The organism is Clostridia bacterium, from assembly GCA_034926675.1.
GTDB lineage: Bacteria > Bacillota > DTU025 > DTU025 > DTU025 > JAYFQW01.
Window position 1 is genome coordinate 92,663 of record JAYFQW010000006.1, and the last position, 25,371, is coordinate 118,033.

Annotated in this window: 27 protein-coding genes and 1 other RNA gene; 8 read left to right on the top strand and 20 right to left on the bottom strand. The window is 59.5% G+C overall.

Annotated elements, in window-relative coordinates; genetic code table 11:
* Window position 1 precedes the first annotated feature (1 nt).
* The gene (locus VB144_02750; GenBank protein MEA4882575.1) at window positions 2–622 is read left to right on the top strand and encodes a CBS and ACT domain-containing protein; all 621 of its coding nucleotides are present in this window, start codon (window positions 2–4) and stop codon (window positions 620–622) included.
* Between the two features lie 63 nt (window positions 623–685).
* Here VB144_02750 and VB144_02755 read toward each other — a convergent pair whose 3' ends face one another.
* The 6 genes from VB144_02755 to VB144_02780 form a co-directional block, all read right to left on the bottom strand.
* On the bottom strand, window positions 686–1,657 hold the full coding sequence (locus tag VB144_02755) for a sensor domain-containing diguanylate cyclase (protein ID MEA4882576.1): 972 nt from the start codon (window positions 1,655–1,657) through the stop codon (window positions 686–688).
* Window positions 1,658–1,897: 240 nt separating this feature from the next.
* Window positions 1,898–2,134: a hypothetical protein gene (locus VB144_02760; GenBank protein MEA4882577.1), complete on the bottom strand. Its 237-nt coding sequence runs from the start codon at window positions 2,132–2,134 to the stop codon at window positions 1,898–1,900.
* A gap of 136 nt (window positions 2,135–2,270) precedes the next feature.
* Entirely contained in the window at window positions 2,271–2,816 is a 546-nt protein-coding gene (locus VB144_02765) for a hypothetical protein (protein ID MEA4882578.1), read from the bottom strand.
* Complete coding sequence (locus VB144_02770) at window positions 2,813–4,099, bottom strand: MFS transporter (protein ID MEA4882579.1); 1,287 nt, start codon at window positions 4,097–4,099, stop codon at window positions 2,813–2,815. Before VB144_02770 ends, VB144_02765 begins: the two co-directional genes overlap by 4 nt.
* Window positions 4,096–5,118 carry an adenosine deaminase gene (gene add / locus VB144_02775; protein MEA4882580.1) on the bottom strand — a complete coding sequence of 341 codons (1,023 nt, stop codon included), beginning with the start codon at window positions 5,116–5,118 and terminating at the stop codon, window positions 4,096–4,098. Before add ends, VB144_02770 begins: the two co-directional genes overlap by 4 nt.
* Window positions 5,119–5,157: 39 nt before the next feature.
* Window positions 5,158–6,042 carry a DUF4438 domain-containing protein gene (locus tag VB144_02780; GenBank protein ID MEA4882581.1) on the bottom strand — a complete coding sequence of 295 codons (885 nt, stop codon included), beginning with the start codon at window positions 6,040–6,042 and terminating at the stop codon, window positions 5,158–5,160.
* A gap of 166 nt (window positions 6,043–6,208) precedes the next feature.
* Here VB144_02780 and VB144_02785 point away from each other — a divergent pair, with 166 nt between their 5' ends.
* The 4 genes from VB144_02785 (at window position 6,209) to pckA (ending at window position 8,974) form a co-directional block, all read left to right on the top strand.
* The gene (locus VB144_02785; protein MEA4882582.1) at window positions 6,209–6,391 is read left to right on the top strand and encodes a spore coat associated protein CotJA; all 183 of its coding nucleotides are present in this window, start codon (window positions 6,209–6,211) and stop codon (window positions 6,389–6,391) included.
* Entirely contained in the window at window positions 6,391–6,654 is a 264-nt protein-coding gene (locus VB144_02790; GenBank protein ID MEA4882583.1) for a spore coat protein CotJB, read from the top strand. Before VB144_02785 ends, VB144_02790 begins: the two co-directional genes overlap by 1 nt.
* Window positions 6,655–6,684: 30 nt before the next feature.
* Window positions 6,685–7,257: a manganese catalase family protein gene (locus tag VB144_02795; protein MEA4882584.1), complete on the top strand. Its 573-nt coding sequence runs from the start codon at window positions 6,685–6,687 to the stop codon at window positions 7,255–7,257.
* Between the two features lie 145 nt (window positions 7,258–7,402).
* Window positions 7,403–8,974, top strand: a complete 1,572-nt coding sequence (gene pckA, locus VB144_02800) for a phosphoenolpyruvate carboxykinase (ATP) (GenBank protein MEA4882585.1) — start codon at window positions 7,403–7,405, stop codon at window positions 8,972–8,974.
* 403 nt (window positions 8,975–9,377) lie between these two features.
* Here pckA and VB144_02805 read toward each other — a convergent pair whose 3' ends face one another.
* From VB144_02805 to VB144_02815, 3 genes are all read right to left on the bottom strand, one after another.
* Entirely contained in the window at window positions 9,378–9,635 is a 258-nt protein-coding gene (locus VB144_02805; GenBank protein ID MEA4882586.1) for a hypothetical protein, read from the bottom strand.
* A 799-nt stretch (window positions 9,636–10,434) separates the two neighbouring features.
* The gene (locus tag VB144_02810; GenBank protein MEA4882587.1) at window positions 10,435–11,460 is read right to left on the bottom strand and encodes an ADP-ribosylglycohydrolase family protein; all 1,026 of its coding nucleotides are present in this window, start codon (window positions 11,458–11,460) and stop codon (window positions 10,435–10,437) included.
* Window positions 11,461–11,522: 62 nt separating this feature from the next.
* A complete protein-coding gene (locus VB144_02815; GenBank protein ID MEA4882588.1) occupies window positions 11,523–12,701 on the bottom strand; it encodes an FprA family A-type flavoprotein in 1,179 nt (392 codons plus the stop codon).
* A gap of 265 nt (window positions 12,702–12,966) precedes the next feature.
* Here VB144_02815 and VB144_02820 point away from each other — a divergent pair, with 265 nt between their 5' ends.
* Genes VB144_02820 through VB144_02830 form a run of 3 tightly spaced genes read left to right on the top strand, consistent with a single transcriptional unit; the run spans window position 12,967 to window position 14,758 of the window.
* Window positions 12,967–13,341, top strand: a complete 375-nt coding sequence (locus tag VB144_02820; GenBank protein MEA4882589.1) for a hypothetical protein — start codon at window positions 12,967–12,969, stop codon at window positions 13,339–13,341.
* Window positions 13,307–13,789: a prepilin-type N-terminal cleavage/methylation domain-containing protein gene (locus tag VB144_02825; GenBank protein ID MEA4882590.1), complete on the top strand. Its 483-nt coding sequence runs from the start codon at window positions 13,307–13,309 to the stop codon at window positions 13,787–13,789. Before VB144_02820 ends, VB144_02825 begins: the two co-directional genes overlap by 35 nt.
* Window positions 13,790–13,801: 12 nt before the next feature.
* Window positions 13,802–14,758, top strand: coding sequence for a hypothetical protein (locus VB144_02830; GenBank protein MEA4882591.1), 957 nt, complete (start codon window positions 13,802–13,804; stop codon window positions 14,756–14,758).
* Between the two features lie 56 nt (window positions 14,759–14,814).
* On the opposite strand, the gene VB144_02835 is transcribed toward VB144_02830, so the two are convergent.
* The 11 genes from VB144_02835 to VB144_02885 all read right to left on the bottom strand — a co-directional run bounded on the left by VB144_02835 (window position 14,815) and on the right by VB144_02885 (window position 25,335).
* Window positions 14,815–16,506 carry an alpha/beta hydrolase-fold protein gene (locus VB144_02835; protein ID MEA4882592.1) on the bottom strand — a complete coding sequence of 564 codons (1,692 nt, stop codon included), beginning with the start codon at window positions 16,504–16,506 and terminating at the stop codon, window positions 14,815–14,817.
* 245 nt (window positions 16,507–16,751) lie between these two features.
* Window positions 16,752–17,102: a transfer-messenger RNA gene (ssrA, locus tag VB144_02840) on the bottom strand.
* A 45-nt stretch (window positions 17,103–17,147) separates the two neighbouring features.
* Window positions 17,148–17,633: an SsrA-binding protein SmpB gene (smpB, locus tag VB144_02845; protein ID MEA4882593.1), complete on the bottom strand. Its 486-nt coding sequence runs from the start codon at window positions 17,631–17,633 to the stop codon at window positions 17,148–17,150.
* Window positions 17,634–17,660: 27 nt separating this feature from the next.
* The gene (locus VB144_02850; GenBank protein ID MEA4882594.1) at window positions 17,661–18,212 is read right to left on the bottom strand and encodes an HDIG domain-containing protein; all 552 of its coding nucleotides are present in this window, start codon (window positions 18,210–18,212) and stop codon (window positions 17,661–17,663) included.
* Between the two features lie 38 nt (window positions 18,213–18,250).
* On the bottom strand, window positions 18,251–19,828 hold the full coding sequence (locus VB144_02855) for an AMP-binding protein (protein MEA4882595.1): 1,578 nt from the start codon (window positions 19,826–19,828) through the stop codon (window positions 18,251–18,253).
* Between the two features lie 139 nt (window positions 19,829–19,967).
* On the bottom strand, window positions 19,968–20,189 hold the full coding sequence (gene secG / locus VB144_02860; GenBank protein MEA4882596.1) for a preprotein translocase subunit SecG: 222 nt from the start codon (window positions 20,187–20,189) through the stop codon (window positions 19,968–19,970).
* A gap of 121 nt (window positions 20,190–20,310) precedes the next feature.
* Window positions 20,311–20,838, bottom strand: coding sequence for an ECF transporter S component (locus VB144_02865; GenBank protein MEA4882597.1), 528 nt, complete (start codon window positions 20,836–20,838; stop codon window positions 20,311–20,313).
* Between the two features lie 100 nt (window positions 20,839–20,938).
* Complete coding sequence (locus VB144_02870) at window positions 20,939–21,976, bottom strand: P1 family peptidase (protein MEA4882598.1); 1,038 nt, start codon at window positions 21,974–21,976, stop codon at window positions 20,939–20,941.
* Window positions 21,977–22,005: 29 nt separating this feature from the next.
* Window positions 22,006–23,289, bottom strand: a complete 1,284-nt coding sequence (gene eno, locus VB144_02875) for a phosphopyruvate hydratase (protein ID MEA4882599.1) — start codon at window positions 23,287–23,289, stop codon at window positions 22,006–22,008.
* Between the two features lie 76 nt (window positions 23,290–23,365).
* Window positions 23,366–24,142 (bottom strand): triose-phosphate isomerase, encoded by a 777-nt coding sequence (gene tpiA, locus VB144_02880; GenBank protein ID MEA4882600.1) that lies wholly within the window; start codon window positions 24,140–24,142, stop codon window positions 23,366–23,368.
* Complete coding sequence (locus tag VB144_02885) at window positions 24,139–25,335, bottom strand: phosphoglycerate kinase (protein ID MEA4882601.1); 1,197 nt, start codon at window positions 25,333–25,335, stop codon at window positions 24,139–24,141. Before VB144_02885 ends, tpiA begins: the two co-directional genes overlap by 4 nt.
* Window positions 25,336–25,371 lie beyond the last annotated feature (36 nt).

The following is a 25,371-nucleotide window of genomic DNA, read 5'->3' on the forward strand; positions in this document are numbered from 1 at the left end:
CATGTCGTCGCGCCCGGTGACCGTAAGTCCGGAAACATCGGTAATGGATGCTCTTGAACTGATGAAGAGGAACAACGTGCGCCGGCTGCCAGTGATGTCGGGCGATACATTGGCAGGAATCGTCACTGAACTCGACCTGCTCCATATCTCGCCTTCCCCCGCCACATCGCTTTCGGTATTCGAAATCAACTACCTCATCTCCAAGATGAAAGTGCGCGAAGCCATGACCACCAAGGTGCTCACGGTGGCCGCAGACGACACTCTGGAGAAGGCCGCGCTCATGATGCGGAAACACAAAATCGGCGGCCTGCCTGTGCTCGAGGGAACGCGGCTTGTCGGCATCATCACCGAAACCGACATCTTCGACGCGTTTATCGAAGGGTTCGGCCTGAAGCATGTAGGAGTGAGGCTCACCGTGGATGTGGCCGACCGGAGGGGGGCGTTCGCCGAGCTTACACAGGCGATCTCCTCAGCCAATGCCGACATCATCAGCCTCTCCACATTCGAGCGCGCGCCCGGAGTCGCAAGGCTTGTGATTCGGCTCCGCAATGAGAATGCCGACAAGGCCTGCGAGGCCGTTGCCGCCCAAGGGTTCACGATAGTGCACAAGCACGCCGAGTAGTGGCCCTCGCAAGATGGGCCCGAAGGCCGAGGAGCCGCATGCGCGCGAGCTCCTCGGCACTTCTCATCTGGCGCCGAAGCGATCCCGCGCCGCTAGGAGTTCATCACATGTGGAACCGTCAGCAGGATATGTGACTACCCACCACTGAAGCTCCGGCGCCTGTATCCTGCCTGTGCTCGACGACACGGCGACAGCCCTCACCTGCCGGCTGATCCTGTTGGCCGCCATCTGGGCCCGGGACGCGTCAGCTCCAGGGAGGAGTATGGTGAACTCATCGTCGCCGAACCTCGCCGGCACGTCGCTTGCACGAGAGTCCCCTTTGAGTGCACGGGCAACCATTTCAAGCACCGCGTCGCCCATCTCGTGCCCGTAAGAGGCGTTGATCTCTCCCATCCCAAGGACACCGAAGAACAACAGTGCGAACTGGCCTCCTCCCCCGCGGTTCACTCGGGAGATCTCCTCATTGATCCTCTTGGCCAGGTGTTTGCGGTTGTACAGGCCGGTCTGCGGATCAGTCTCCAAGGCGCGCCTGAGCCGAGCTGCGAGGGACTTCCCCTCAATGAGAATGCCCAGGAAGTCCGCGACACTCTGGTGAACCCCCAGCTCCTCATCGCCGAACACCCCTTCTCTGGAGTCGGACCCAATCACCACACCCACTACCGACTTCCCGCCAAGCATAGGAGCACACACCTCTGATTTCGCTCCAGGGCACGTAGGTTCCAGGCGCTCTCCGGCGGCATGGCCAAGGAGAATCGAGGATCCGTGGCTAACGCAGTAGGTGAGTGTTCTGGAATCGGACGGGTTCGGAACCAGCAGTCTACCTGAAGCCTCGGGCCACGATCCGGAGAAAGCAAGCCTCACCGCGCCGCCATCCTCAGAGAAACCGACTGCACAAGATTCATAGTCCAGAGCATCTCTTACTGCGTGAGCTGCCGTCTGGCGGATCTCGTCGGGATCCGAAAGCTCGCGAAACTCCCTGGCGAGTTCAGCGAGGGCCTGAAGCAGCTTGCCATCAGCATGTTTCTGCGCACACATGAAACGCCACCCCCGATGCAGGTTAGTTCTCGATTACTCACCTGAGTTCCTGCGGCATCGACCGCGGCAAGGCGGTGGGCGAGGCGGTGGGCGAGGCGGTGGGCGAGGAAACGTCGCGCGGACAAGCCGCTTTCAGGCATGCATCTAGACGCAGGGCGGGGCATGACAGCCCCGCCCTGCTCATCTGCAGACCCCTACAGACCCGTCTCGATGCGAAATCGTGTCAGTTGCCGGCGCTTGCTACCAGAACCTTCGCCGCCAGCCCGGCCCGAACCATGGGCCTGGCCCCCAGAATGGGCCGCCGCCCCACCATGGCCCACCGCCCCACGGGCCTCCCCAACCGGGACCGAAGAACGGGCCTCCGCCCCACCATGGCCCGAGAATAGCGGAATTGACGCCTTGCTCAGCAGCTTGTGCAGCCATGGCAGCCTCGGCAGCCGTGATGTCATCGTAGTAGTAGGCGGGCGCGTTCAACATCCACGCCACCTCCATCACCCGTCTTGGAATGCGCATGTTAGCATATTCCGGGCTAGGCCGCTGTGGACTGGTCATGGCGGCCTACCATGCCGCTGGCCTGGGAGCGAGACCCGCTGAATGCCAGGATGATCTGTGACTATCTGACTATGGCGAACACTCCTTGCTTGTAGATGCCGATCTGGTGGCCCTTAACGCTGAATATCACCCGCATGCTCGCGTCGGGCACGCCCGGGAAGTAGCGTCTGAGCCATGCCATGGCGACTGCCCCCGCCTCAGCGTAGGCCTCCGTCACCTCGGAATCGGTCACCGAGAACTGGGTCCCAATGACGTACTCATCCCATGTTGGCTGGGCCAGGGTGTCGACAAACAGGTCGACAGACTCCGGACCAAGGAAACACCTCACACTCTGTCGCATGATCCTCGGCGTTAAAGCGCCCGGCGCATTGTAGTACGCGGTAACCGTAAGCGCCGATAGTTGCCCTGCAGTAATCGGAACGATCTCATTGAGCGAATTCGGAAGGTATGGGAAACTCACTGACTGCTCAGGGCCTGGCACGCCAGGCCATGGCATGGGCGCCGCAGTGACAGCGGCGCCGCAGCATGCGATTCCGAGCACAATGACGGAGACGGCCACGCACGCCATCCCCCGCCTGCGTGCACTGCATGCTTGCATGCATTTCATGATATGTCCCTCCTCATACATGACGGCGCCCTCTCTGAATCGCGCCGCCGCGCGAATGACCAGATGGCAATGCTCCCGGCTGCTCGGATAAGTGCGCAGATGCCTAACGCCCAGTATATGTCCAGTGAACGGACCAAAGCCTGGCCCACCAACGGGCCTATGAACGATGCCAGGTTGATGCAGGTGTTGTAGTATGCGATGTACTTGGTCCTTCCCTCGGCTGGGGCCAGCTCTAGCAGGGAGTTCAAGAGGAGCAGCGTCGTCCCGGATGTGAAGATGCCCATTGAAACGCTGAACACCGCCACCACCCACGGATGCCGAGACATCCCGATCATCACAGGCGTGAGAGCCATTCCGACTGTAGCCGCTGCCAGGGCTGCCGCATTCCCCTTCTTCGCCGCGTACACGCTCCACACTGGAAAGGAGACAAACTGCGCCATGCCGGAAACCACAGAGAACACGCCGACCCAGAAATTGCCACACCTCAGCACTCTCACGTAGAAAATGGTGAAAAGCGGCTGTCCCATCAGCCACCCGAGGTAGAACAGCATAGTGCGCAGTGTGAACCCTCTGAAGTCCCGGTTCGCCAGCACTCGGCTGAGAGCAGTCTGAGGAACCTGTGCTCCCTTGCCACTGCATAGTCCGTCCATTACGGGTTCCCTGATCTGCCTTAGCACATGGATCTCCGCCATCGAGACCGCGAACGCTGCCACGAACACCGCCTGGTAGCCAATGGGGAATGCCGCGGCATCCAGGATGTAACCTCCAAGCATCGCAGGCAGGAAGCCTACAGCAGTCACCAGACGGCTCCTCGCGGCGAAAGCCTCGCCCCTGTGCTCCTCGGGAATGCTGTCAGCTATGAGGGATTGCCATGCCGTATTCGCAACAGCTCCAGGAATGTTCATGAGTGCGATCAGAGCCACTAGTGCACCCGCACGCCTATCGGAGGTAATCAGCGGAAGGGCAGCCACACCAAGAAGGAAGAGTCTGCTCGCGAAGTAAAGAGCACAGGCTGCTCGCTTCTTGCGAGGAAATCGGCTGAGAAACGCCGCGCCGGGCATGCCCACGGCGAAGGACACAGCAGCCGGAAGCGCAGTGATCAATGCCACCTGTGCGTTGGTGCCGCCCATCCTGATTGCGATCACGCCGAGGAACGGGTTGAACAGGTTTAAGGCTAGGCTTTGCCACGCGCCGTGGGCCTTGTTGATGCGGATGTTGTGGCGTATGTCGGCGCGATCTAACCGCACCGATCGTTCATCGTGCTCTTCAGAAATCGTGCTCACCTGCTCCAGCCATCCAGCATGGCACGGATGGTCTTGCGCTGGGCCTCGCTTCCAAATGAGGCCTCGAGGGCGTGTGCGTTCATCGCTGCGAAATCCGCTGCCCCCATGCCCCACGTTTCCGCGGCCCGAGCGTATTCGCCGCTCAGTGTGATTCCGGAGATGCCAGGATCATCAGTGTTGAGGCAGGTTTTCACCCCCATCTCCATCAGCCTAGGCAGAGGGTGCGCCTGCAGATCAGCGGCCACTCCGGTCTGGACATTGCTGGTCAAGCACACCTCGAACAGGGTTCCCCTCTCGGCGGCGAGTGAGGCGACCCGTGGATCCTCCACGGCCCTCACCCCATGGCCAACGCGCGGGGCGCCCAGCTTCTCAATAGCAGTGCGCACTGAGTCCGACCCCTCCGATTCACCGGCGTGCACAGTCACGCCCAGCCCGTTCGCACGAGCCCAGGCAAACGGGCGCAGGTACTCCTCAAGAGGCAGGACCGTTGTATCGGCTGCGATGTCCACACCGCGGACCCCTGCCTCGCGGTAATCCGCGGCCAACCTCACACCATCCCATCCCGCCTTTTCCCCCGATGGCTGCAGTATGATGGCGATGAAATTCACGATAATATCCGGCAATCCGCGCTTGGCAACCCTAGCTCCCTCAAGGACCGCCTCCACCGCCTGCACTGCACTGAGGCCAGTCAGTTCCTGGATGAACGACGGAGCGAACCTGAGCTCGGAGTAGATGATCCCGTCGGCCGCGCAGTCCTCTATGGCCTCGGAGGTGATCCTCGCAAGGTCTGCGGCAGATGCAATACAGGGCATGAAGAAGTTGAACTTCCCCAGAAACGTGGAGAAGGACCTCTCTCCCTCCATCATCTGAATCCTCGGTATGAGCTCTTCGAGACGTGCGCCTAGGTGCTTGCCCCGGTTTCGCTGATAGAGGTCGAGAATGGTTGAAGGCCTAATCGCGCCCTCAAGGTGCCTGTGGAGTTCCACCTTGGGCACTCCCTGGTACTGGAAGGCATCCATGTTGAGCATCCCTCCATGTTCGAGGCTCCAGCGACCCGGCTACTTCCTGTATCGCCCGAGGCCTAGGTATCGGCCGATGTTGGCTGCTTCACACACCACCGGTTCAATGCATGATGAAGCGGAGGTCATGATCGTGGCAACGCCCGGGCCGTGGCCTGCCAGCAGACAGTCGGAGTGCACCACAACCCCGATGCTGATTGCGCCGCGCCTGAAGCTCCTTCCATACAGGTTGTCGCAGTCCTGCAGAGCAACGATATCGCCAAAGCGGAGCTTATCAATGCCCAAGCGTGCGATCTCTTCCTTGTCGGTGGTGGTGATGTCGTAGTCGCCGGACGCAGCATCAGCCGAGCCTATCCCCGATCCCATCAGAACGGCCGGAACCAGCGCAGCCACGCGCACTCGGATCACGCCAGAAGCCTCTTCCGGATTCATCAGCTCAAGAAGACCGGGATCCAGGTTGAGCAGCTTGATGTCAGGGTAGTCCGTAAGCGCCAACCCCTGCCCAAACGAGCGAATCAGAATCTTGTCATCGATGGCAAGCTTGTCCATGGCATCCTCATCGAAGTCGATGATGACATGCTCGATTCCACCGTGGTGCCCGGTGACCACTCCCTGAGCGCCCTTTGCATCCCCGCTCACCACGCGAGCCTTGTTTCCGATGCAGGCGAGAACGTTGTACCCAGTGTTCTTGGCATCGCCGCGCTTGTCGTAATCAGCCGCAGTGGAGACCCCAGGTTCCACGTGATCCGCTGCCCAGCCGAAGGCGGGATCTCCGACGCGAACGTTGTAGGTTATCCCACCTACCCCTGGAAGTGCAAACGGCACGCCATCGGAGCCGATTCTGAATGCCTGCCTCCGCACAGGCGGTGCGACCACCCCCTGAATAGACATCATGACAACCTTTTCTCTGTTTGTTCTAACCACAGAAGAAAGCCCCCTTCCCGAAATGGCTTCACCTTGGAGTTATTCCCCCCGTGCGGCGAGATTCCTTCAAAAGTGCCCAAGGTGATGATGGCCCAGCATGGGTTGGCGAATAGGATGGGCTGGAATGTCCCGTCTCGGTAACTTCGGGTGCAAGGGAGGACGATCCATGAGACCTTATGACGTGCATCAGCCTGCGATGCTGGCCGTGGCGCATGTATGTCCGCAGGCGTACACTCAGAGATTCAACCCCATCGAGGGCCTCAAGCACGGGACGATCTTCCCGGAGCTAGTCATGGCCTACGTGCCTGAGCGGGAATGCCCGTGTGAGCCAAAGGAGGCAGATGGCTAATGCCGTGTGTGAGAACCCGCGAGGAGATGCTCGAACGGATTCAGGCTCTTGAGTTCACCGCAGTCGACCTGAACCTGTACCTCGACACACATCCATGTGACTCCAGGGCCTTGGCCGATTACAACCAGGTATGTGTGGCGCTGCGTCAAACATGTGACGCGTACGAGCACGCGTTTGGACCGATGATGAACTTCGGGAACTCGATAGCGCGCTGCCGGTGGTCATGGGTGGATGAGCCATGGCCCTGGCAAAGTCAATCTTGATTCCGGCCGTGCGGAAGGAGGGAATGCCAGATGTGGGTGTATGAGAAGAAACTCGAGTATCCCATGAAGGTGAGCGGACCGAATCCAAAGCTCGCGAAGTCCGTGGTCACCCAGTATGGAGGCCCTGACGGGGAGCTAGGCGCGTCCATGCGCTACCTTACGCAGCGCTACTCCATGCCAACCTCCCAGGCAGTGGGGGTCCTGACCGATATCGGAACAGAGGAATTGGCTCACATGGAGATGGTGGCATCTCTCGTGTACAACCTGCTCAAGGGGGCATCGATCCAACAAATAAAGGCGGCTGGGATGGATGGCTACTACGCCGATCACGATAGGTCGGTATTCCTTGTGAACGGTGACGGTGTCCCGTGGATTGCCGCGTACATCCAGTCCAAGGGCGATCCCATAGCCGATCTCCACGAAGACCTGGCCGCCGAGGAGAAAGCCAGGGCCACGTATGAGCATCTCATCAACCTATCAGACGACCCGGGCGCTACCGATGTTCTCCGTTTCCTGCGTGAACGGGAGGTAGTGCATTTCCAGAGATTCGGCGAGACGCTCAACCTCGTTCATGAGCATCTATCATCTAGGAAGGTCTGGTGACACCGAGACCGCGCCTCAGCTGCCCGAGCATGGAGCGAGCAGCATGCACGGGCAGCTTGACGCGCATATTGCATTGTGCTAACTTGTGTACATCTTATATGCATTACCAGAATTTGTAGAGAGTCGGGTGTTCGAATTGCGCAGCCTGGTCAACGAGATTCAGTCAATCGGCCTCATCAACCCAGGAGCTATACACCACAACCTTTCGCTGCCGTCGCTTATTGAAGCCGCCTTGGCAAACGGCGAAGGCGTTCTCAGCGCCACAGGCGCACTGTGCGTTGCCACGGGGAAGTACACCGGCCGTTCTCCGGAGGATAAGTTCGTGGTGGACGAGCCTGAGAGCCACGACAGGATTGCGTGGGGAAACGTGAACAAACCCTTCTCGCAGGAGCGGTTCGACGCGCTTTACAGGAGGGTTATGGCATACCTTCAGGGCAGGCAAGTCTATGTGTTCGATGGGTTCGCGGGAGCAGATCCAGCCTACGAGCTGCCCATTAGGGTGATCAACCAGTACGCGTGGCAGAACGCCTTCATCACCCAGCTCCTGCTCCGGCCCTCGGCTGAGCAACTCAAGTCGCACAAGCCCAGTTTCACCGTCATTGCCGCCCCAGGCTTCAATGCGGATCCGGAGCTCGATGGAACAAGGTCAGAAGCGTTCGTAATCGTCAACTTCGCGAAGAGGGTCGTGCTGATCGGTGGAACGCACTACGCAGGAGAAATGAAGAAGTCCGTGTTTACTGTGATGAACTACCTGATGCCCCTGGCGGGCGTGCTGCCGATGCACTGTTCCGCGAATGTAGGCGCTGACGGGAGGACGGCCCTATTCTTCGGGCTTTCCGGAACTGGGAAGACAACGCTTTCCGCAGACCCTGCACGCAGGCTTATTGGCGATGATGAGCACGGATGGGACGACAGCGGCATCTTCAACTTCGAAGGAGGATGCTATGCCAAATGCATCGGCCTTTCCCATGAGCATGAACCGCAGATCTGGGATGCGATCAAGTTCGGCTCCATCACAGAGAACGTGTTGGTGGATCCACTGACACGGATCCCGGACTATTCAAGCGACTCGATCACTGAGAACACACGCGCGGGATATCCGGTGGAGTATATTCCGAATGCGCAGATCCCTGGAGTCGGAGGCCACCCATCCACGGTGATCTTTCTGACCGCTGATGCCTTCGGAGTGATGCCACCCATCTCCAAACTGGATCGGGCAGCTGCCATGTACCACTTCATCTCCGGGTACACAAGCAAACTCGCAGGAACCGAACGTGGGATTATTGAGCCTACGGCCACCTTCTCCGCCTGTTTCGGCGCTCCGTTCCTTCCCATGCCGCCTGCGAAATACGCTGAGATGCTGGGGGATAGGCTGGACAAGCATGGTTCGGCAGTGTATCTGGTGAACACCGGATGGATTGGCGGGCCTTACGGTGTCGGCAAGAGGATCAGCCTCAGGCATACTCGCGCCATGGTCTCTGCTGCACTCGATGGATCGCTCGACTCGGCAGCATACAGCCGGGATCCGATCTTCAACGTCCTCGTGCCAGCGTCCTGCCCAGGTGTTCCGCAGGAGACTCTCAACCAGAGAGGACTGTGGGCTGACAGTGCGGCGTACGACAGGGCCGCGCAGGATCTCGCTCACAGATTCGCGAAGAACTTCGCCAGCTTTCAGGGCATGCATGCTGAGATCGGATCAGCGGGACCCATCGCGTAGGGCGCAGATCCTGGGGCGGGTGGTTCGGGGCCGATAGGTCAAGCGGCGCGATTAGTGCCCGGCCCCGGGGAGAACCTGCTCAATGCCCTATGCGAAGTGAGCAGCTCACGTTCCGCATGTAACATATGGCAAGCAGGCATTTGGGGAATGATCAGCTAAAGGCTTATTTGCTCGCTCTGGTAATGTGGATCCCGGAGGTGCATGCTGTTGCACAACGTGTGTAGAACACGAAGAGATGGCACTCCGCGTTTGGATAGACTCGCGCCACGGTTTTAACGTGCCACGACTCCTTCGGCTTGCAGGCTTTGACGCCAATATCTACACCGATCCTTCGCCCCATATTCAGCACCCTCGGGCCTTGAGTCGCTTGGTTTTCAGAGGAAGCGGTTTTCTCGCGGAATTGTTATGCAGACCGACGGCGATAGTGCGATACTCCGAGGGTCCGGAGCATCTTGTCCGGGAACGGCTTTGATTCGGAAAGCAGCCGACTGCCATCGGGAAGCTGAACAACGATGACAGCATCAAACGAATCCAGGATCATCCGTGCTGTAGGCCGTTTTGTTGTCCTTTTGCCCGGGATCGGCAACTCCTCATCAGTGGCTTCAGCATAACGCCTTGCTCGTCGCTGGATGATCGCACGAACCAGAGCTGCGAGGAGCACTACATATGCAAGAGCCTCCAGCCGTTCAGGCTTCTGAATATGGACTGGGGCTCCGAGGGCGCCCAGAATACTGGCGTTTCGGCCCCCAGACCACCAGCATTGAGACGCCCCAACGGGCATGGAGACACACGTTTGGCCAGGGTCGGGTGGTCAGCGTGGCGCGCTGCTGCAGCCGCGCCACATATATGATCCCCGGCTGTGTCCCCGCGCCGCCTGACGAGGCGCGACCAACGCGATCGAGCACTGGAACGATACTGTCGATGAAACCAGCATTGAGACGCCCGCAGTGTCGATGAAACCAGCATTGAGATCCTCCAAACGCGCGTTCCGGCGAAATTGGCGACACTGCGCGCGAGAGAGCGGGATCATGGCATAATGTGGCGCGGCTGACTTGCAGCTAGACGTGTTTTCGGAAATCGCCCGCGCGCGTCATGGAATCTGCGCGAACCTCGACCGCGGGAGTCGGACCGTCAATGTCGACCAATTGGACACTGACCCCGTGGTCAATGTCCAATTGAGTGGCATTGAGCGCGCGACAATGCCGGTTTGGCCGACATTGACAGCCTGCGGGACCGGAATCTTGAGAACCACGGAGCCGCATCAGCGGCTGTAGACGGCGTGCGAGACGTTGCCTTCCGCGATGCCAAGGCAATGCCCCGGGTACAGACTATCTAGCGAGCTCAGGGCTGCAGCGAAAACCGAGCGATTGAACGCCCAAGGGTGCTGAACATGGGATAGACTCGCCCCACGGTTTTGACGTGCCATGACTCCTTCGGCTTGCAGGCTTTGATGCCAATATCTACACCGATCCTTCGCCGAATTGGTTGAGGGGTTCATCTCCGAATTCCAAGCTGGGAACATTTACATGCGGGACGTGAGGAGCAGGAGTCCTATCTGGATTGCGAGGCTCCCAAGCCATCTCATGCAAACCTGATGCGAGATTCTCAATTGTGCTCCTCATGGCGATCACTCGGAGCCATTTCGATGGGATCGCTTCTACTCCGTAATAGGCCCCTGCGAGCTGCCCATACACTGCAGCAGTGGTATCCGCATCATCCCCTAGGTTAACCGCCTTCAAGAGCCCGTCCTCGAACGATTCCCCGTGGAAAAACGCCCAAAGCGCTGCTTCCAGCGAATCCACGACATAGCCCGTGCCGCGGGGATTGGCAGGACGTTTGAATGACCCATGCGCAATCGCATCGATTGCCGAGGCTAGGGGAGCACCCTCCCATATTCCAAGGGAAGGCTGGAAGTGGCTGGATAGTATCTTGTCCTTGTCCGCTCCAGCTACAGCCCCTGCGATGAGCGCTCCCAGGTACCGGCAGGCATCCACCGCATTGCGAGCACCGTGGGTCGTTCGCGAACTCAGGCCCGACATCTCCACCGCCTTCGCTGGATCAGCAGCGAAGAACAGAGGCACAGGCGCAAGCCGCATTATCGAGCCGTTTCCCGCCGCACCCGGGTCATCTGTTCCACAGTAGGCCTCACCAGTGCGTTCGAACCTCCGGAGAGCCGCCATTGTGGTGTTCCCCACATCGAACGCCCGTCCGGTGCACGACATGTATCCTTTCCGCAGCCATTCCAGGTATCTGCGCAACTGGTCTACAGGGTCGAACCTCCTGATCTCCACCAATGATGCTGCAAGGCAAAGCGCCATCGAAGTATCGTCGGTGAACTGCCCGGGAGCGAGACCATGGGGGCCGCCTCCAACCATATCGGTCACCACTGGGAATGATCCGGGGGGCATGAACTCGACCTGTGCCCCTATGGCATCGCCGACAGCGAGGCCGAGAAGGCTTCCAAGATACCGGCTCTCCCTTTCCAATGAAATCGCCACCTTCAGCTGTGCATCACCGTTCAATCCAGCCTGTCCCCGTGATTGTGCGGTCAGGCAAGCCCTGCCTCCCTGTGCTTGGCTGCGATCGCGTCGGCAAGTCCCTCTATCGCCTGGAAATCTGCTTCGCGCGGCATCCCCTTGCATACGACTGGCTGGATGATCTCTGCCTTCAGATTCGCGATAGCGGCCGCTATCTGTTCCACTGCCTTACCGCCCCAGCTGAAGGAGTTGATCACCGACACGTACTTCGTCCTGGGCCGAAGTGCGTTGGCCAGGAAGGCCACATTGGCCGCTGCGGGATGAGCGCCTGCTAGAACTGTTGGCGTGCCAATCACGACGGTAGCCGCATCCACAAGAGACATGGCGATGCGCCCCACCTCAGACCCGGTAAGCTCGAACCGCTCCACCATCACTCCCCTGGCCGTCAACTCCTGCACAAACGCGTCAACCATCATCCTGGTGCTGCCGTGCATGCTGACGTAGGGAAGGGAAACCAGGTTCGACATTGGACCGCTCGTCCACGCCCGGTACTTCTCGATGATGAACTCCGGATCGTCCTGGATGGGCCCATGGCTGGGCGCGACGAGTTCGATGTCCAGTGAGGCGATCTTGTCAAGGTTCTTCGTGATGATGTTGCCAAACGGCATCATGATCTCTGCGAAATACCTCTTAGCAGCCTCCTGCGCCTTCGGGCCCTTTCCAGCGTACAGCTGACTCGTGGCGAGATGAGAGCCGAGAAAGTCGCACGTGAAGAGGATTCTCTCCTCCACGAGGTAGCTGAACATAGTCTCAGGCCAATGCACCCACGGAGCGTGGATGAACCGCAGGGTCCTCCCGCCGAGATCCAGCACTTCCCCATCATACACGGTCATTATGTCACTTTCCGACAGGTGGAGCAGATCCATGAGCATTGTCTTGCACTTGGGAGTGCACACCACCACCGCCTCAGGATGCCTCGCCAGAACATCGGGGATTGAGCCCGAATGATCCTGTTCGGCGTGGTGAGCCACGATGTAGTCGATTCGTTCCACCTCATCGAGCTGCCTCATAAGCTCACCTGACTGTGAGGGGTCCACGGTGTCGAGCAACGCGATCTTATCGCGCCCTCGGACCAAGTACGCGTTGTAGCTGGTTCCATCTGGAATTGGGACCAGTGCATCGAACAGACGCCTGTCCCAATCCACAGCGCCGTTCCACATGACCCCGTCCCGAATGCTTCTTGGCTTCATGTCCTCATTCCAACCTCCTCGTTGTACATCCCCGCGACAGTCTGTTACGATAGTGACCGCACTCTGTCGATTCTTTCGTCAGCATGATTCCAAATCCTCCATCAGGTGTGCGCCCTGGGGTCTGCACGCATGTGCGCGCTACCGAAATGCAGGGCCATGCAGGTATGATATAATACTTGTGGATATCCATACATCCTATGCCAACGATGCGACGCACTGGGGGGTTGTTTGTGTGACTGGTCCCTTCCACGAGCGAGGTTCCACCATGGTTGAAGTGCTGGTCTCTGTGGTAATCGTCAGTCTGGCTCTAACGTCTCTTCTTGCGTCGATATCCGAGGCGATCAGGATGGAGCGGGCGGCAGAGATGGCAGCAACCGCTGGCAACCTGGCAGGTGAAGCAATAGAGGAGTGCCGGGCCTACTTCAACTCGCATGATGAATCGAGGCTGGTGGCCAGAACCGCGCAGCAGGAGTCGGCAGCTCTGGCATCGCGGGGGCTTGGCAGCTACAGCAGAACCGTGTTGGTGTCCGAATCAGGAGTGTCTCCCAATCGGACGTGGACCCTACAGGTGACTGTCAACTACAGTGTGGGAGGATCTGAGCGCAGTGTCGTCCACCAAACGCTATTTGCTGAACGATAGAGGCGCCTCGCTTGTGGAGGTTCTCGTAACCCTCGTTCTGTCTGCTATGCTTGTAGCGGCAGTGTGGAGCACAGTAGGTGCAGCCAACGCCTCCTGGCGGTCCGGATCTGCGATGGCAGCGGCCACGAGAGAGTCAGAGGCTGCACTCATGGCAGTGTCATCGAAACTCAGGGTAGCGAGCAATGTAGATCTGTCTTCGCCCTCGTCTCCGGCTATCCTGGTGAGGACGCAGACTGGAGACTATTCATACGCATTCTCTCTATCGCAGACCACGCTCGAAATGCACACGCTGCGCCCTGATGGCACTGTGTCCACTGGCCGCGTCTGCTCAGATATCACGAGCCTAGTGATGTCCGAAGCCTCCGCAGACTCTTATGATGTACAGCTTACGAGCTCGGTCCGAGGAATATCGAGGACAGCTGCAACGAGAGTCACGATTAGGCGATAGGGGGTCAAGCCAATGCCCACGAGGTTCCGACTCGACACCGACCAGCGAGGTTCGGTGCTGGTCATTTCCCTTGTGGCCCTCGCCATTCTCGGAACCATAAGCGCTGGCCTGATAATGGCGGCCTCATCTACTTATCAGATACAGATGAATAATCGAAACAAGGTACAGGCACTGCTTGCAGCCGAGGGCGGCGCGGAGAAGGCCTACAACCTCATCAAAACTGATTCGTCTTACCGCACCACCAGGGACTTCTCAGCCCAGATTGGAACCGTTTCAGCGAGCGGATTCATAAGCCGCGACGGCGGTTCCTATTCAATCACGTCCACGGCCACCGTGAATCGCGTGTCCCAGACTGTCCAATTGGCAGTGTACACTGGTGTGTACAGCTACGGGCTGTATGCTGGCCAGTTCATTCAGGGCGAGCAGAACAACTACGTCCACGGCGCCGATGTAGTGGCAGGAGGAACCATCACCGGCATAGCCGTGGATCCAGGGTATGGGCTCTACCCCAGGAGTCCGCAAGTCTTCCCCGTATTCGCGGAGAACGAGTATTCCAAGTATCCTTCACCTCAGGTGGTTGGCGACACCATAACCGTAACCGGCGCCAATTACCTCAGCAATGGCATCGCCGGCAAGAACGACGTCAACATCATCTGCCCCAGCGGAAACGGGATTCTCTATATCAGCGGCGATCTTGTCGCGAACAATAACCTCATCTTCTCAGGAGACCTTGTCGTCATTGTCGATGGTCATATGGAAGCCAAGAACAACGCCGCTACGAGCTGGGGGATGACCCATCTGATCGTGAAGAAGAACGTGCACGTGATGAACAACATGACACTCACAGGAAGCGTACTGGCAGAGGGCTCGTTCCAGTGCAAGAACAACCTGGCCATAGATTACCAGCCTGGCGCCCCTGCTCCGACCGGATCTGGAATCGGTGGATGGGCGGTGTCGTGGCGAAGGTAGGATGAGGCGGCGGGGATTCCCCGCCGCCCGGTCTTCATGCGCGATTCACCCCGAGGCTACTTTAGCCACAGCGTTCCAAGGGCGCCCTCGGGCGCGTGCTTCGTGAGATGCTCTGCCATCTCGGCCAGCAGTTCCTCATTTGTGATGTTCCCCGTGTGGCCAAGGCGTGGGAAGCACTTCACGCACCCATCGTAATATGGGTCCTTCGTCGCCTCCAGGAACTCCTGTATCTTGTAGACTCCATTGTTCAGGTAGTAGTTATCCATGTCGCCAACGCGAATGTGAATCTTGCCCACGAGTTTCGGACCGATCGTCGCCCACTCCTTCTCGAGCTTGTACCGGATGTCGAAGTTCTCCTTCCAGAATGCGGCGACATCCTTGTTGATCACGCCGGTTATTGGATCCCATATCCTCGCGGGATAGCCATCTGGCCCCACAGGTCCGTATACGGCTTCCCAAACCGACCATTGCCCACCAGACTTGTTGCCGGGTCCAAGTGCGCGCTCCCAGTCGTTCTCCTGCTTCACCGTGAATTTGATGTTCCCATCCGTGGCTCGCGCCGACGGGCGCTCGACCTGGGTCCATTCGTACTCGGTGTAGTAGGCGTTGGCGTCCTTGTAGATGTTGATCAGCTGGAAGTAGCTGAAGTCGCCCGAATCAGGGCACAGCGGCCAGGTCCCGCCGAAAGAGTCAGGGCGCCATACCTGCAAAGCGAGAGCCTCCCATCCTCCAGTGGATCCTCCACTCAGAAGGCGCGCCCAGGCCTGGGGGATAGCGCGGAAGTTGCTCTCGATGTACGGAATCAGTTCAGTCATGATGGCATCGCCGTAAGGCCCAAGGTTCGCAGAATTGATCGAGTAGGATGTATCGTAGTATGGATTCTCATCTCGGATCTCCACGACTATCATCTGCGGGCACTGCTCCGATGCCCAGAACTTGTCGATCGAACGTCCCTGTCCGTAGCGGAGCGGAGGCCTGCCTCCCGGCCAGTGGCCCTGCTGATACCAGACTGGGTAATGCGCCTCAGGATGGCTGGCATATGTCCTAGGGAGTAGGATGTTAGCGCCTATGTACATCGGTTGGCCCCAAAAGTCGGAGAGGAGCTTACTCTGGATTTTCACGTATTTCACCATGTCGGTATCGGCGTAATTGCCCTGTTGCGCTACTTGGCCTGACCCTTCGGCCGGAAGGCCTGGCATCGCCTGAGACAGGCTGAGGTTCACCGGAGCTTTGGATGCCGGATCGATATGCATCTTCTCCGCCTTGCTCTTGAGGTTTCCAGGAGTGCTGAACATGGCCAGCGGGCCGCCTCCACCGGTCGACGCGGGCAGCTTCACCGTGTGTCCATCTGCCCTATGGTAGGTGGTGTATATGGTGAAAAACGCCTGCACGAAGTAGTCGCCGGCAGGAATGCCGCTGATATCGGCGATTGGATACCCATCCACATCAGGATCCCCGGAAGAGATCGTCATGATCTGTCCCGGCATAGCCCCGGAGATCTCCTTGCCCCAGAGCGGGACGCCAGTGACATCCACATCATCTTTGGGCTCGCTTCCGGCATCCTTCGAGATGATCACGAACACCCTTCCGTCAAGGGGGCCGGGGTTCGCCTCTGCCGGGAAGCTGATCCGAAACTGCAGCGTCCCAGGTCCTGCCGGCGCGGGGAGTCCGGCCGCCGAGACGGCAACCGAGGCTAGTAGAGCGACAGCAATTGTTGCCGCGAGTTGGAGTACTGTGTTCCTGCGCATGATCCCACCTCCAAGTGCATTACTATGCACCAATACTGCATCAGCATGCACCGCTATGTCAAGGCCACGCTTTTCCATAGTTGCATCCAATATTTTACCTCGGCGTGCATTGCGGCGCGCCCCCAAATGCCCCATGTGATAGACATCCACAACAGCTGATGTGGATTCGCCGTGCATAGCAAATGGCCTCACGCGCTCCAGCGTCGTGAGGCCTGATCGGGTTCCCGAAAACACAACATAAACCTTGGTGGAGGCGCCGGGAGTCGAACCCGGGTCCGAAGAGGTTACTTGAGCCGCATCTACGTGCGTAGCTCGCGAACTGTGTTTTGCCTCCGAAGTCGCGCACGGGCGCGCTACCCGAAGACTATCTCGATGATCTTAGCGCGCACCTCCGAGAATTGGTGAGCGAGCATCCTGGATTAAATGACGCCCTAGCCAAGCTCCCAGGAGAAGCCCGGGTCGGACGGCCGCTCAGTTAATTAAGCAGCGTAAGCGTAGTTGTTGGCACTTATCGTGCTTCCACCGTTTATCGAGAAGGTGGGATCTCGGCACGCCGCGCCTCGCGAAACGCTCCCCGTCGAAACCGTAACGCCCCCATGTGTACGTTCCAGATTATATCACGCTGCCACCGCACGGGCAAGTCACTCTCGCCCTCGCGATTTCGATGCCCTCTCTATCTCGCGGTCTGCATCTCGCTTCGCGATATCCTCTCGCTTGTCCCACAGTTTCTTCCCGCGGGCAAGTCCGATCTCGACCTTGGCGAGGCCTCGGACGAGATACATCCTGAGTGGGATGATCGTGTAGCCTTTCTCGCGGACCCGCGAGTCGAGCCGAGTGATCTCGTGCTTATGAAGAAGAAGCCGACGGGGCCGCAGTGGGTCGTGGTTAAGCCTGTTGCCGTAGTCCCACTCGGATATGTGGGAGTTCACCAGGAACATCTCGCCCCCGCGCACTTCCGCGTAGGCGTCTCCGAGGCTCACACGCCCACGGCGTACGCTCTGGATCTCCGTTCCTGTCAGGGAGATCCCGGCCTCGTAGGTCTCCTCTATGAAATACTCGTGCCTGGCCTTTCTGTTGCTAGCCACCAGTTTCTCCCCGGCGCTATCCCCGGTCTTCTCGGAACCCATCCATGGCGCCCCCTCTCCCGGAACCTACTACAGGCCGAGCTCTGAAGCATGTGCCTGCATGGCAGTGAGGCACACCTCTATGAACTCCGGCAACTCCATGCCGAACTCGGCGCAGGCGGCGATCTGCTCCCTCCGCGCACCCCTAGCGAAGCCTTTCTCATGATATCTGTTGACCACAAAACCCGTGTCGATCGCGTTCAATCTCTTGGCGGGATGAATGAGAGCAGAAGCCACTATCAGGCCAGTCAATGGGTCAACTGCGTACAGCGCCTTGTCCATCATCGACACTCTCGGCAGTCCGTGGCAGTCGTTGTGCACCTTTATGGCGTACACCACGTCGCCCTCGACGCCCAACGCCTCCACCATGTCCGCTCCTAACAACGAGTGCCTGGCGGGGTCGGTTCCAACTGTGTCGTAGTCGATATCGTGGAGCAATCCGGCGAGCCCCCACGCATCCTCGTTCTCGCCAAGCCTCGCCGCAAGAGCCTTCATGCATATCTCCGCGCTGATCATGTGCTTCACCAGGTTCTTGTTCTTTACGTTGGCCTCAACTGCGGCCAGTGCTTCATCCCTTGTCATATGATATCCCTCCCTGTGTACAGTACTGAAGCATCTGCTCAGCCTTCCGAGCTCTGTGGATGCGGGCTCTGACCACCGCGCGCCCCCCTGTCGGCGGCGCGGATCGCTCTTCGAAGAGGCTTTCCCGCGCCATCCCGCGGAACCGAGTCACACAGAACAACCTGCGTCGGCGTCTTGTAGTTCGCCAGGCGCCGCCTGCAGAAGGAGGCGAGTTCCGCCGCATCAACCGCCATGCCGGGCCTGATCGCTACGTGAGCCGCCACAGTCTCACCCCGAAGCGGGTCCGGCCTGCCGACAACTATCGCATCCTGAACCGCCGGGTGAAGCCTCAGGATCTCCTCAACTTCGCGCGGGCATACCTTGTAGCCCGCCACGTTGATCATGTCCTTGGCCCTGTCGGCCACGTACAGGTATCCGTCTGAATCCACCCGTCCGATGTCCCCGGTTCGAAGCCACGCCCCATCCATCACAGCGCTTGTCTCGCCATGATTTCCGAAGTAGCCTGTCATTACCCCGGGACTTCCCACTGTGATCTCCCCGGCCTCACCTGTGAGAGCGTCTGCGCCCATCTCGTCGACGATGCGCACTGTCACCCCGGGTATGGGGATTCCCACAGAGCCACGTTTCACACCTGAGCCCACCGGATTCACCGACACCACAGGCGAGGCCTCGGTCAGCCCGTAGCCCTCGGATATCCTAATGCCAAACTTGGCTTCAAAGGCGTCGAATCCATCCTGGGGAAGAGCGGCCCCCCCGGAAATGCAGGCGCGCAGCCCACGAAAGGCCGCGGGATCGACACCCCGATCCACAGTGAGCGAAAGGAGCATCGTGGGCACTCCCGCGAGCACAGTCGACCCTGACGCAACTGCCAGCCTTGCGATGGCCGCCGGGATAAACTGCGGCGCGATCACTGCTCTCCCTCCTGTTAGAAGAGGCATGTTCAGCGCCACCGTGGCCCCGAACGAGTGGAACATAGGAAGCACGGCAAGATGCACATCATGCTCTTCGCAGCCAATCGCTTTTCCGAATGACAACGCGTTCGCAGCTAGGCCGGCCCCAGTCAGCATCACGCCCTTGGGCCTGCCTGTCGTGCCAGACGTGTATATGATGACGTCAACGCCTTGCTCTGTGAGATCGTCATCAGCGGGGTCGGCCGATCCACCGTCATTCGTGTGCTGCCCCGTACCGTCGCAGCTGCCAGTCGTCGCGAACTCCCAGGTGCTCCCGCGCGCCATCACTATGGCGCCGAAACGGGTGGAGGCGCCCTCAACTGCCTCGCGCAGGGCACTGGAACTCGGATGAGCCATTACTATGGCCACGCCTCGGCAGTCCGCCATGATGGCTCTGAGTTCATCCCGCCGAAACGTGGGATTGACAGGGACCGCAACAGCGTGCGCCGCCATGGTGGAGTAGTAGGCTAAAGCGAACTCGATGCTGTTCCCCATTGGTATGAGCACGCGCTGCCCTCTGCGTATGCCCGCATCCTGCAGATCCCGGGCATGCTCTGTCACGCGTGCCCATAGCTCCCCATAGGTGATGCTGCGATCTCCTGAGACCAAGGCCACCCCGCAGGGATTGCGCCTGACTCTCGATGATAGTCCGCCGATGAGATCCACTGCGCCACCCCTCCAAACCGCTCCTGCACGCTACACCGTGGGGAATAAGGACCCAAGCGTGCGGGAAGCAAGAGACGACAAAACCTCGCACCTGAGCCCAAGTGCGAGGCTGCCAGCATCGGCTCGTTTTCGGCAGGACCTATACGAAGGAGAAGAGGACCGAAACCACGAGAAAGGCAACTGCAACCCATGTAGTCGCCTTATCGAGGATCGCGTCCAGGCCCTTGTTCTTAGAAAAGAAAAGCTGGCTGCCACCGCCCAACGAACCAAGCCCCTCGCCCTTGCTCGGCTGGAGGATAACAATCGCGATGAGCGCGATAGAGACCAAGAATTCCAGGATGATGAGAAGCGTCTTGAACAACGTCCCAACCCCCAATGCATCTGACTGCAGATGATTGTATCACAAGGTCCTCCACGTTGACAACCGTCGCCAGACCCCCGGAGCCCCCAGCCCGCTCCGTCCCCGCCGGTCATCAGGTGTCCTACCTTGGTCCATTCCCGAACCCGACTCTTCGGACTGCAAGCACGACTGGTGTGACTATCACCGCAGCCGCAAGCGCCTCCGGAATGCCCTGAACTGCCGCAATGGTGATGGCGCCTATGGTCTGCCCCGTGCTCGTCAACGGGATGTAACCGAAGGTGACCGCGAGGGCCAGTGTGCCCACGGTGTTCACCGCACTGCCGAGAGCAGCGGCTGCAGGGATAGACCACGCGGCCCTTCGGCATGCCGCGAATACGATGTAAGCTGCAGGGCCGATGAGAAGCCTCGCGGGAATCACGACGCGAAAATCACCGAGAAATCTGAACGTGAACAGGCCGAACAGGAACCCGACGAATGCCCCAACTGTAGGTCCCTCGAGAATGCCTGCGAGTATCACGGGAAGATGCATAAGAGTGGCAGCTCCAGCCGGCGTGGGAACAGGCACAAACCCGATTCCCGTGGCGCCCAAGGCAAGGGTCAGCGCGCTCAAAACTCCAGAGATGGCGATTTGCTCGGTCTGGATCTTCATTTGGACTGCACCTCCGTTCCAGCCCCATTCGGGTGCCGGACGATATGATGATGCCTGGGATTGGAAAGCCCCATCGGGGTCGAGCAGGAGACGGTCCCGGTCACTTCGGATCCGAGCCGCTCCTTGCCACATCCCGCGCTGCGGGGCAACCCCCCGCTGACTCTGCCGACATGGCCGCCCTCACAACGGCCATCGCGAGCACCTGCGAAGCATATGAGCCGATCAGGGTGATGTCCGCTGCCCGATCCCGCGAGAGCGGCCTGCTCCCGGTGGACAGGCAGAACACCACATCCCCGTCATACATGGTATGAGCGGGGATGATGGAGCGGGCAAGCCCATCCTGGGCCATTTGGGCGACCTTGTTCGCGCCTTCCTTATCTAGCATAGCATCTGTGGCCACAACTGCAATAGTAGTGTTGACCCCCGCGACTCCCGCCTCGAGTGCAGCACTGCCTCCGCGTGCACCGACCCACGGGCTTCCCGGTCCAGCCCCGGGCCCCACAAACTGCCGTTCATTTCTGTCGTACGCTCCCGCGACTACAGCGCCAGTCCACGGGTTCACCACGTCTCCGAGAGAGTTCACCACAACTACCGCGCCCACATGCACTCGCTTGCCCCTACGCTCTCTTGGAATCTCCTGGGAATAGCAGCCCACTCCGCCCTTCATCGCGTGGGCGTCACCGCGCATCTTTCCGAGGGTCGCTCCGGCCCCGGCGCCTACGTTGCCCTCTGCGCACGGCGACGACGACGCGGCCGCACACGCCCTATAGCCCATTGCTGCATCAGGCCTGATTCTGGGATCCCCGACACCGAGATCGTATATGACAGCAGCGCCAACGATGGGAACGATCCCGTAGGGCGTTGAGAAGCCGTGGCCCTGTTCTTCCAGATACTGCATGGCGCCGGAGGCAGTGTCCAACCCGTATGCACTCCCTCCGGAGAGCATCACTCCATGGACGCGCTCAACCAGATTGCAGGGACGCATCAGATCAGTCTCCCGGGTTCCGGGCGCCGAGCCTCTCACGTCCACCCCGGCCACTGCCCCGAGCGGCGTCAACACCGCAGTGCAGCCCGTAAGAGCCATCAGATCATGGGCGTGCCCGACGAGCACGCCCCCTACATCAGTCATGTTGTGCATGGAGATTCCCTCCAGTGGCCGAGTCTTGCCTACCTTATGGAGTAGAACGAGTCCATTCCAGAATACATCGCTGCGTCGCCGAGCACGTCCTGGATCCGAAGAAGCTGATTGTACTTGGCTACACGCTCCGTCCTGGCTGGAGCCCCCGACTTTATCAGGCCGGTGTTCATGGCCACCACGATGTCGGAGATGGTTGTGTCTTCAGTCTCGCCGGATCGGTGTGAGACTACTGCAGTGTAGCCCGCCCGCTTGGCCATTTCGATCGCATCAAGAGTCTCGGTAAGCGTGCCGATCTGATTGACCTTGATCAGTACCGAATTGGCTACTCCCATCTTGATCCCGCGCTCGATTCGTTCCACATTCGTCACGAACAGGTCGTCACCTACCAGTTGCACCTTTCCGCCCAACCTGGAGGTCGCCATCTTCCAGCCGTCCCAGTCATCTTCGGCAAGGCCGTCTTCGATGGAGATGATCGGGTACTTCCCAACCAGCGCCTCGTAGTACGACACGAGGCCTGCCGCATCGAGTTCCTTTCCCTCTCCCTCCAGTGCGTACCTGCCGTCCCGGAACAGCTCCGTGGCGGCCACATCCAAAGCCACGTACACATCCTCGCCAGGGGTGTAGCCTGCCTTCTCGATGGCCTCAACGATTGCTGCGATTGCATCTTCGTTGGAGTTCAGATTGGGAGCGAAACCTCCTTCATCACCCACGGCGGTTGACAGGTTTCGCTTCTTCAGGACCGACTTGAGCGAATGGTACACCTCGGCGCCAATACGGAGCGCGTCGGAGAAGCTATCTGCGCCGGCCGGGGCGATCATGAACTCCTGGATATCCACGTTGTTATCGGCATGCTTGCCGCCGTTCAGGATGTTCATCATTGGCACCGGCAAGGTGCGTGCATTCACTCCGCCGAGATACTGAAAGAGGGGGAGGCCAACATAGTCGGCGGCAGCGCGAGCCACTGCCAGCGACACTCCAAGAATGGCATTCGCGCCGAGTTTGCCCTTGTTGGGAGTGCCATCCAGTTCCAACATGGTCAGGTCTACCAGCGCCTGCTCCCTCGCGTCCATCCCCACTATCTCATCGGCAATAGGGCCGTTCACGTTATCCACGGCCTTCGCGACACCGCGGCCGAGATACCGCTCGTGCTCGCCATCGCGAAGCTCCAGCGCCTCATGCTGTCCGGTGGATGCGCCTGATGGCACGCAGGCCCTCCCCACAGTGTCATCAGCCAGGGTCACCTCCACCTCGACGGTGGGATTGCCCCTGGAATCGAGGATCTCACGTGCGTATATGTCAGCGATCGTGGACATTCTCAATCGGCGAGCTCGCCTCGCCTCCGCTCCCTTCTCAGCCTTGCTTATTAGGGCCACGCCCCTGCGCGGCGGCTTAGCGCAGTCTCTTCGATTCTATTGTGGCCTGTATGATCCGGGCGAAATCCGATGCCTCAAGGCTTGCTCCTCCAACGAGCGCTCCGTCGATCTCAGGCTGCCGAGCAAACTCCGCCATGTTCGACGCCTTCACACTGCCGCCGTACTGAATCCTCACAGCCTGCGCCACCTCTGAGGAATACAGCCGTAGCAGCGCGCTCCTGATTCCAGAGGCCACGGCATTTGCGTCCTCCCCATTTGAGGCGCGTCCGGCGCCTATGGCCCACACAGGTTCATAGGCAACTACCAGCTTCGCCGCAGCCACTGCAGGAAGGCCCACGACGGCCCCTTCCACCTGTCGCCTAACGACATCGTCAGTGATTCCAAGTTCTCGCTGTTCTAGGGTCTCTCCAACACACACGATGGGCAGAAGCCCGGCCGCCATGGCCGCTTTCACCTTCTGATTCACCGTAGCGTCAGTCTCCCCAAACATCGCACGCCTCTCAGAGTGTCCGATGACCACCCACCGACAGCCTGCGTCAACAAGCATCGTGCAAGACACTTCTCCGGTGAAAGCGCCCTTGGCCTCCCAGTGTACGTTCTGGGCGCCAACCTCTATTCCGGAGCCTGACACCCTCTCGGCAATCGCGGCCAGAGCGGTGAATGGCGGGCATAGCACCACTTCACATTCGCCAGTCAGCTCGTTGGATCTGTTGGCGAGTTCGGAGGCGAGGGCGAGTCCCTCCGGGATCGTCTTGTGCATTTTCCAGTTGCCAGCCACGATACTGCGTCTCACTTCAACCCCTCCGTATCGCCATTATCCCGAAGAGCGGCCACGCCAGGCAACACCCTGCCCTCCAGGAACTCCAGGGAAGCCCCGCCGCCAGTTGACACGTGGGTCATCCTGTCGGCCAATCCGAACTGCTCGCATGCAGCGGCGGAATCGCCCCCTCCCACGATGGTCACCCCTCTTGACGCTGCCATCGCTCGTGCGATCTCTCGAGTGCCGGATGCAAATGGCGCCATCTCGAACACGCCCATTGGGCCATTCCAGATGATCGTTCCCGCTCCACGGATGATCGCAGCAAATCGGCCGGATGTTTCAGGGCCGATATCCAGCACCCTCCACTCCGGAGGTATCTGGTCAACACGGACCACCTTGTGAGGCGAGTCAACGGCGAACCTCTCCGCCGCCACGACATCTGTTGGAATCTCGAACATGATCCCCCGCTCCGTGGCCTTGGCCAGCACTTCTCCGGCGTAGCCCACATGGTCCGGGTCCAGGATTGAGGCGCCAATCTCGTACCCTTTTGCTTTGAGGAAAGTATTCGCCATTCCGCCGCCAATGAGCAACCCATTCACCTTATTGAGGAGGTTGTCGATGACTCCGATCTTGTCCGCGACCTTGGCGCCGCCAAGAATGGCTATGAATGGGCGCGCGGGATCAGCCAGAGCCCGCCCCATCGTGGAGATCTCCTTCTCCAAGAGCAATCCAGCCACTCCAGGGATGTGCCTAGCTATGCCCTCGGTAGATGCATGCGCCCTGTGGGCGGCGCCGAACGCGTCGTTCACGAACAGGTCCGCAAGGGATGCTAAGGCCTGTGCAAACTCAGGGTCGTTCGCCTCCTCTTCCTTGTGAAAGCGGACATTCTCCAAGAGCACGACATCCCCTGGATTCATCTCGGCTACTGCGCGCTCCACCTCGGGCCCAACGCAGTCATCGAGCTTCCGAACAGGCGATCCAAGAAGCTCAGATAGGCGGACAGCGATGGGATCCATGGTTGCAGACGGATCGAACTTGCCCTTAGGACGACCCAGGTGGGAAGCGAGTATGACCTTCGCCCCCCTCCCAGCCAGATCCTTGATAGTGGGAACTGCGGCAGCTATTCTTCTATCATCGGTGATTCGGCGTCCGTCATCCATGGGGACATTGAAATCCACGCGTACGAAAACTCGCTTCCCCATCACCTCGACGTCGCCGCAGGTCATCTTGTTCACCGTAAGTCAGCTCCTTTCCAGGCCCGG

Coding starts and splice junctions, on each gene's coding strand:
- VB144_02750 (MEA4882575.1), top strand. CDS start 2: ATGTCGTCGCGCCCGGTGACCGTAAGTCCGGAAACATCGGTAATGGAT.
- VB144_02755 (MEA4882576.1), bottom strand. CDS start 1,657: ATGTGTGCGCAGAAACATGCTGATGGCAAGCTGCTTCAGGCCCTCGCT.
- VB144_02760 (MEA4882577.1), bottom strand. CDS start 2,134: ATGTTGAACGCGCCCGCCTACTACTACGATGACATCACGGCTGCCGAG.
- VB144_02765 (MEA4882578.1), bottom strand. CDS start 2,816: ATGAAATGCATGCAAGCATGCAGTGCACGCAGGCGGGGGATGGCGTGC.
- add (MEA4882580.1), bottom strand. CDS start 5,118: ATGGATGCCTTCCAGTACCAGGGAGTGCCCAAGGTGGAACTCCACAGG.
- VB144_02785 (MEA4882582.1), top strand. CDS start 6,209: ATGAGACCTTATGACGTGCATCAGCCTGCGATGCTGGCCGTGGCGCAT.
- VB144_02790 (MEA4882583.1), top strand. CDS start 6,391: ATGCCGTGTGTGAGAACCCGCGAGGAGATGCTCGAACGGATTCAGGCT.
- VB144_02795 (MEA4882584.1), top strand. CDS start 6,685: ATGTGGGTGTATGAGAAGAAACTCGAGTATCCCATGAAGGTGAGCGGA.
- VB144_02815 (MEA4882588.1), bottom strand. CDS start 12,701: ATGAAGCCAAGAAGCATTCGGGACGGGGTCATGTGGAACGGCGCTGTG.
- VB144_02820 (MEA4882589.1), top strand. CDS start 12,967: ATGGTTGAAGTGCTGGTCTCTGTGGTAATCGTCAGTCTGGCTCTAACG.
- VB144_02830 (MEA4882591.1), top strand. CDS start 13,802: ATGCCCACGAGGTTCCGACTCGACACCGACCAGCGAGGTTCGGTGCTG.
- VB144_02835 (MEA4882592.1), bottom strand. CDS start 16,506: ATGCGCAGGAACACAGTACTCCAACTCGCGGCAACAATTGCTGTCGCT.
- smpB (MEA4882593.1), bottom strand. CDS start 17,633: ATGGGTTCCGAGAAGACCGGGGATAGCGCCGGGGAGAAACTGGTGGCT.
- VB144_02850 (MEA4882594.1), bottom strand. CDS start 18,212: ATGACAAGGGATGAAGCACTGGCCGCAGTTGAGGCCAACGTAAAGAAC.
- VB144_02865 (MEA4882597.1), bottom strand. CDS start 20,838: ATGAAGATCCAGACCGAGCAAATCGCCATCTCTGGAGTTTTGAGCGCG.
- VB144_02870 (MEA4882598.1), bottom strand. CDS start 21,976: ATGCACAACATGACTGATGTAGGGGGCGTGCTCGTCGGGCACGCCCAT.
- eno (MEA4882599.1), bottom strand. CDS start 23,289: ATGTCCACGATCGCTGACATATACGCACGTGAGATCCTCGATTCCAGG.
- VB144_02885 (MEA4882601.1), bottom strand. CDS start 25,335: ATGACCTGCGGCGACGTCGAGGTGATGGGGAAGCGAGTTTTCGTACGC.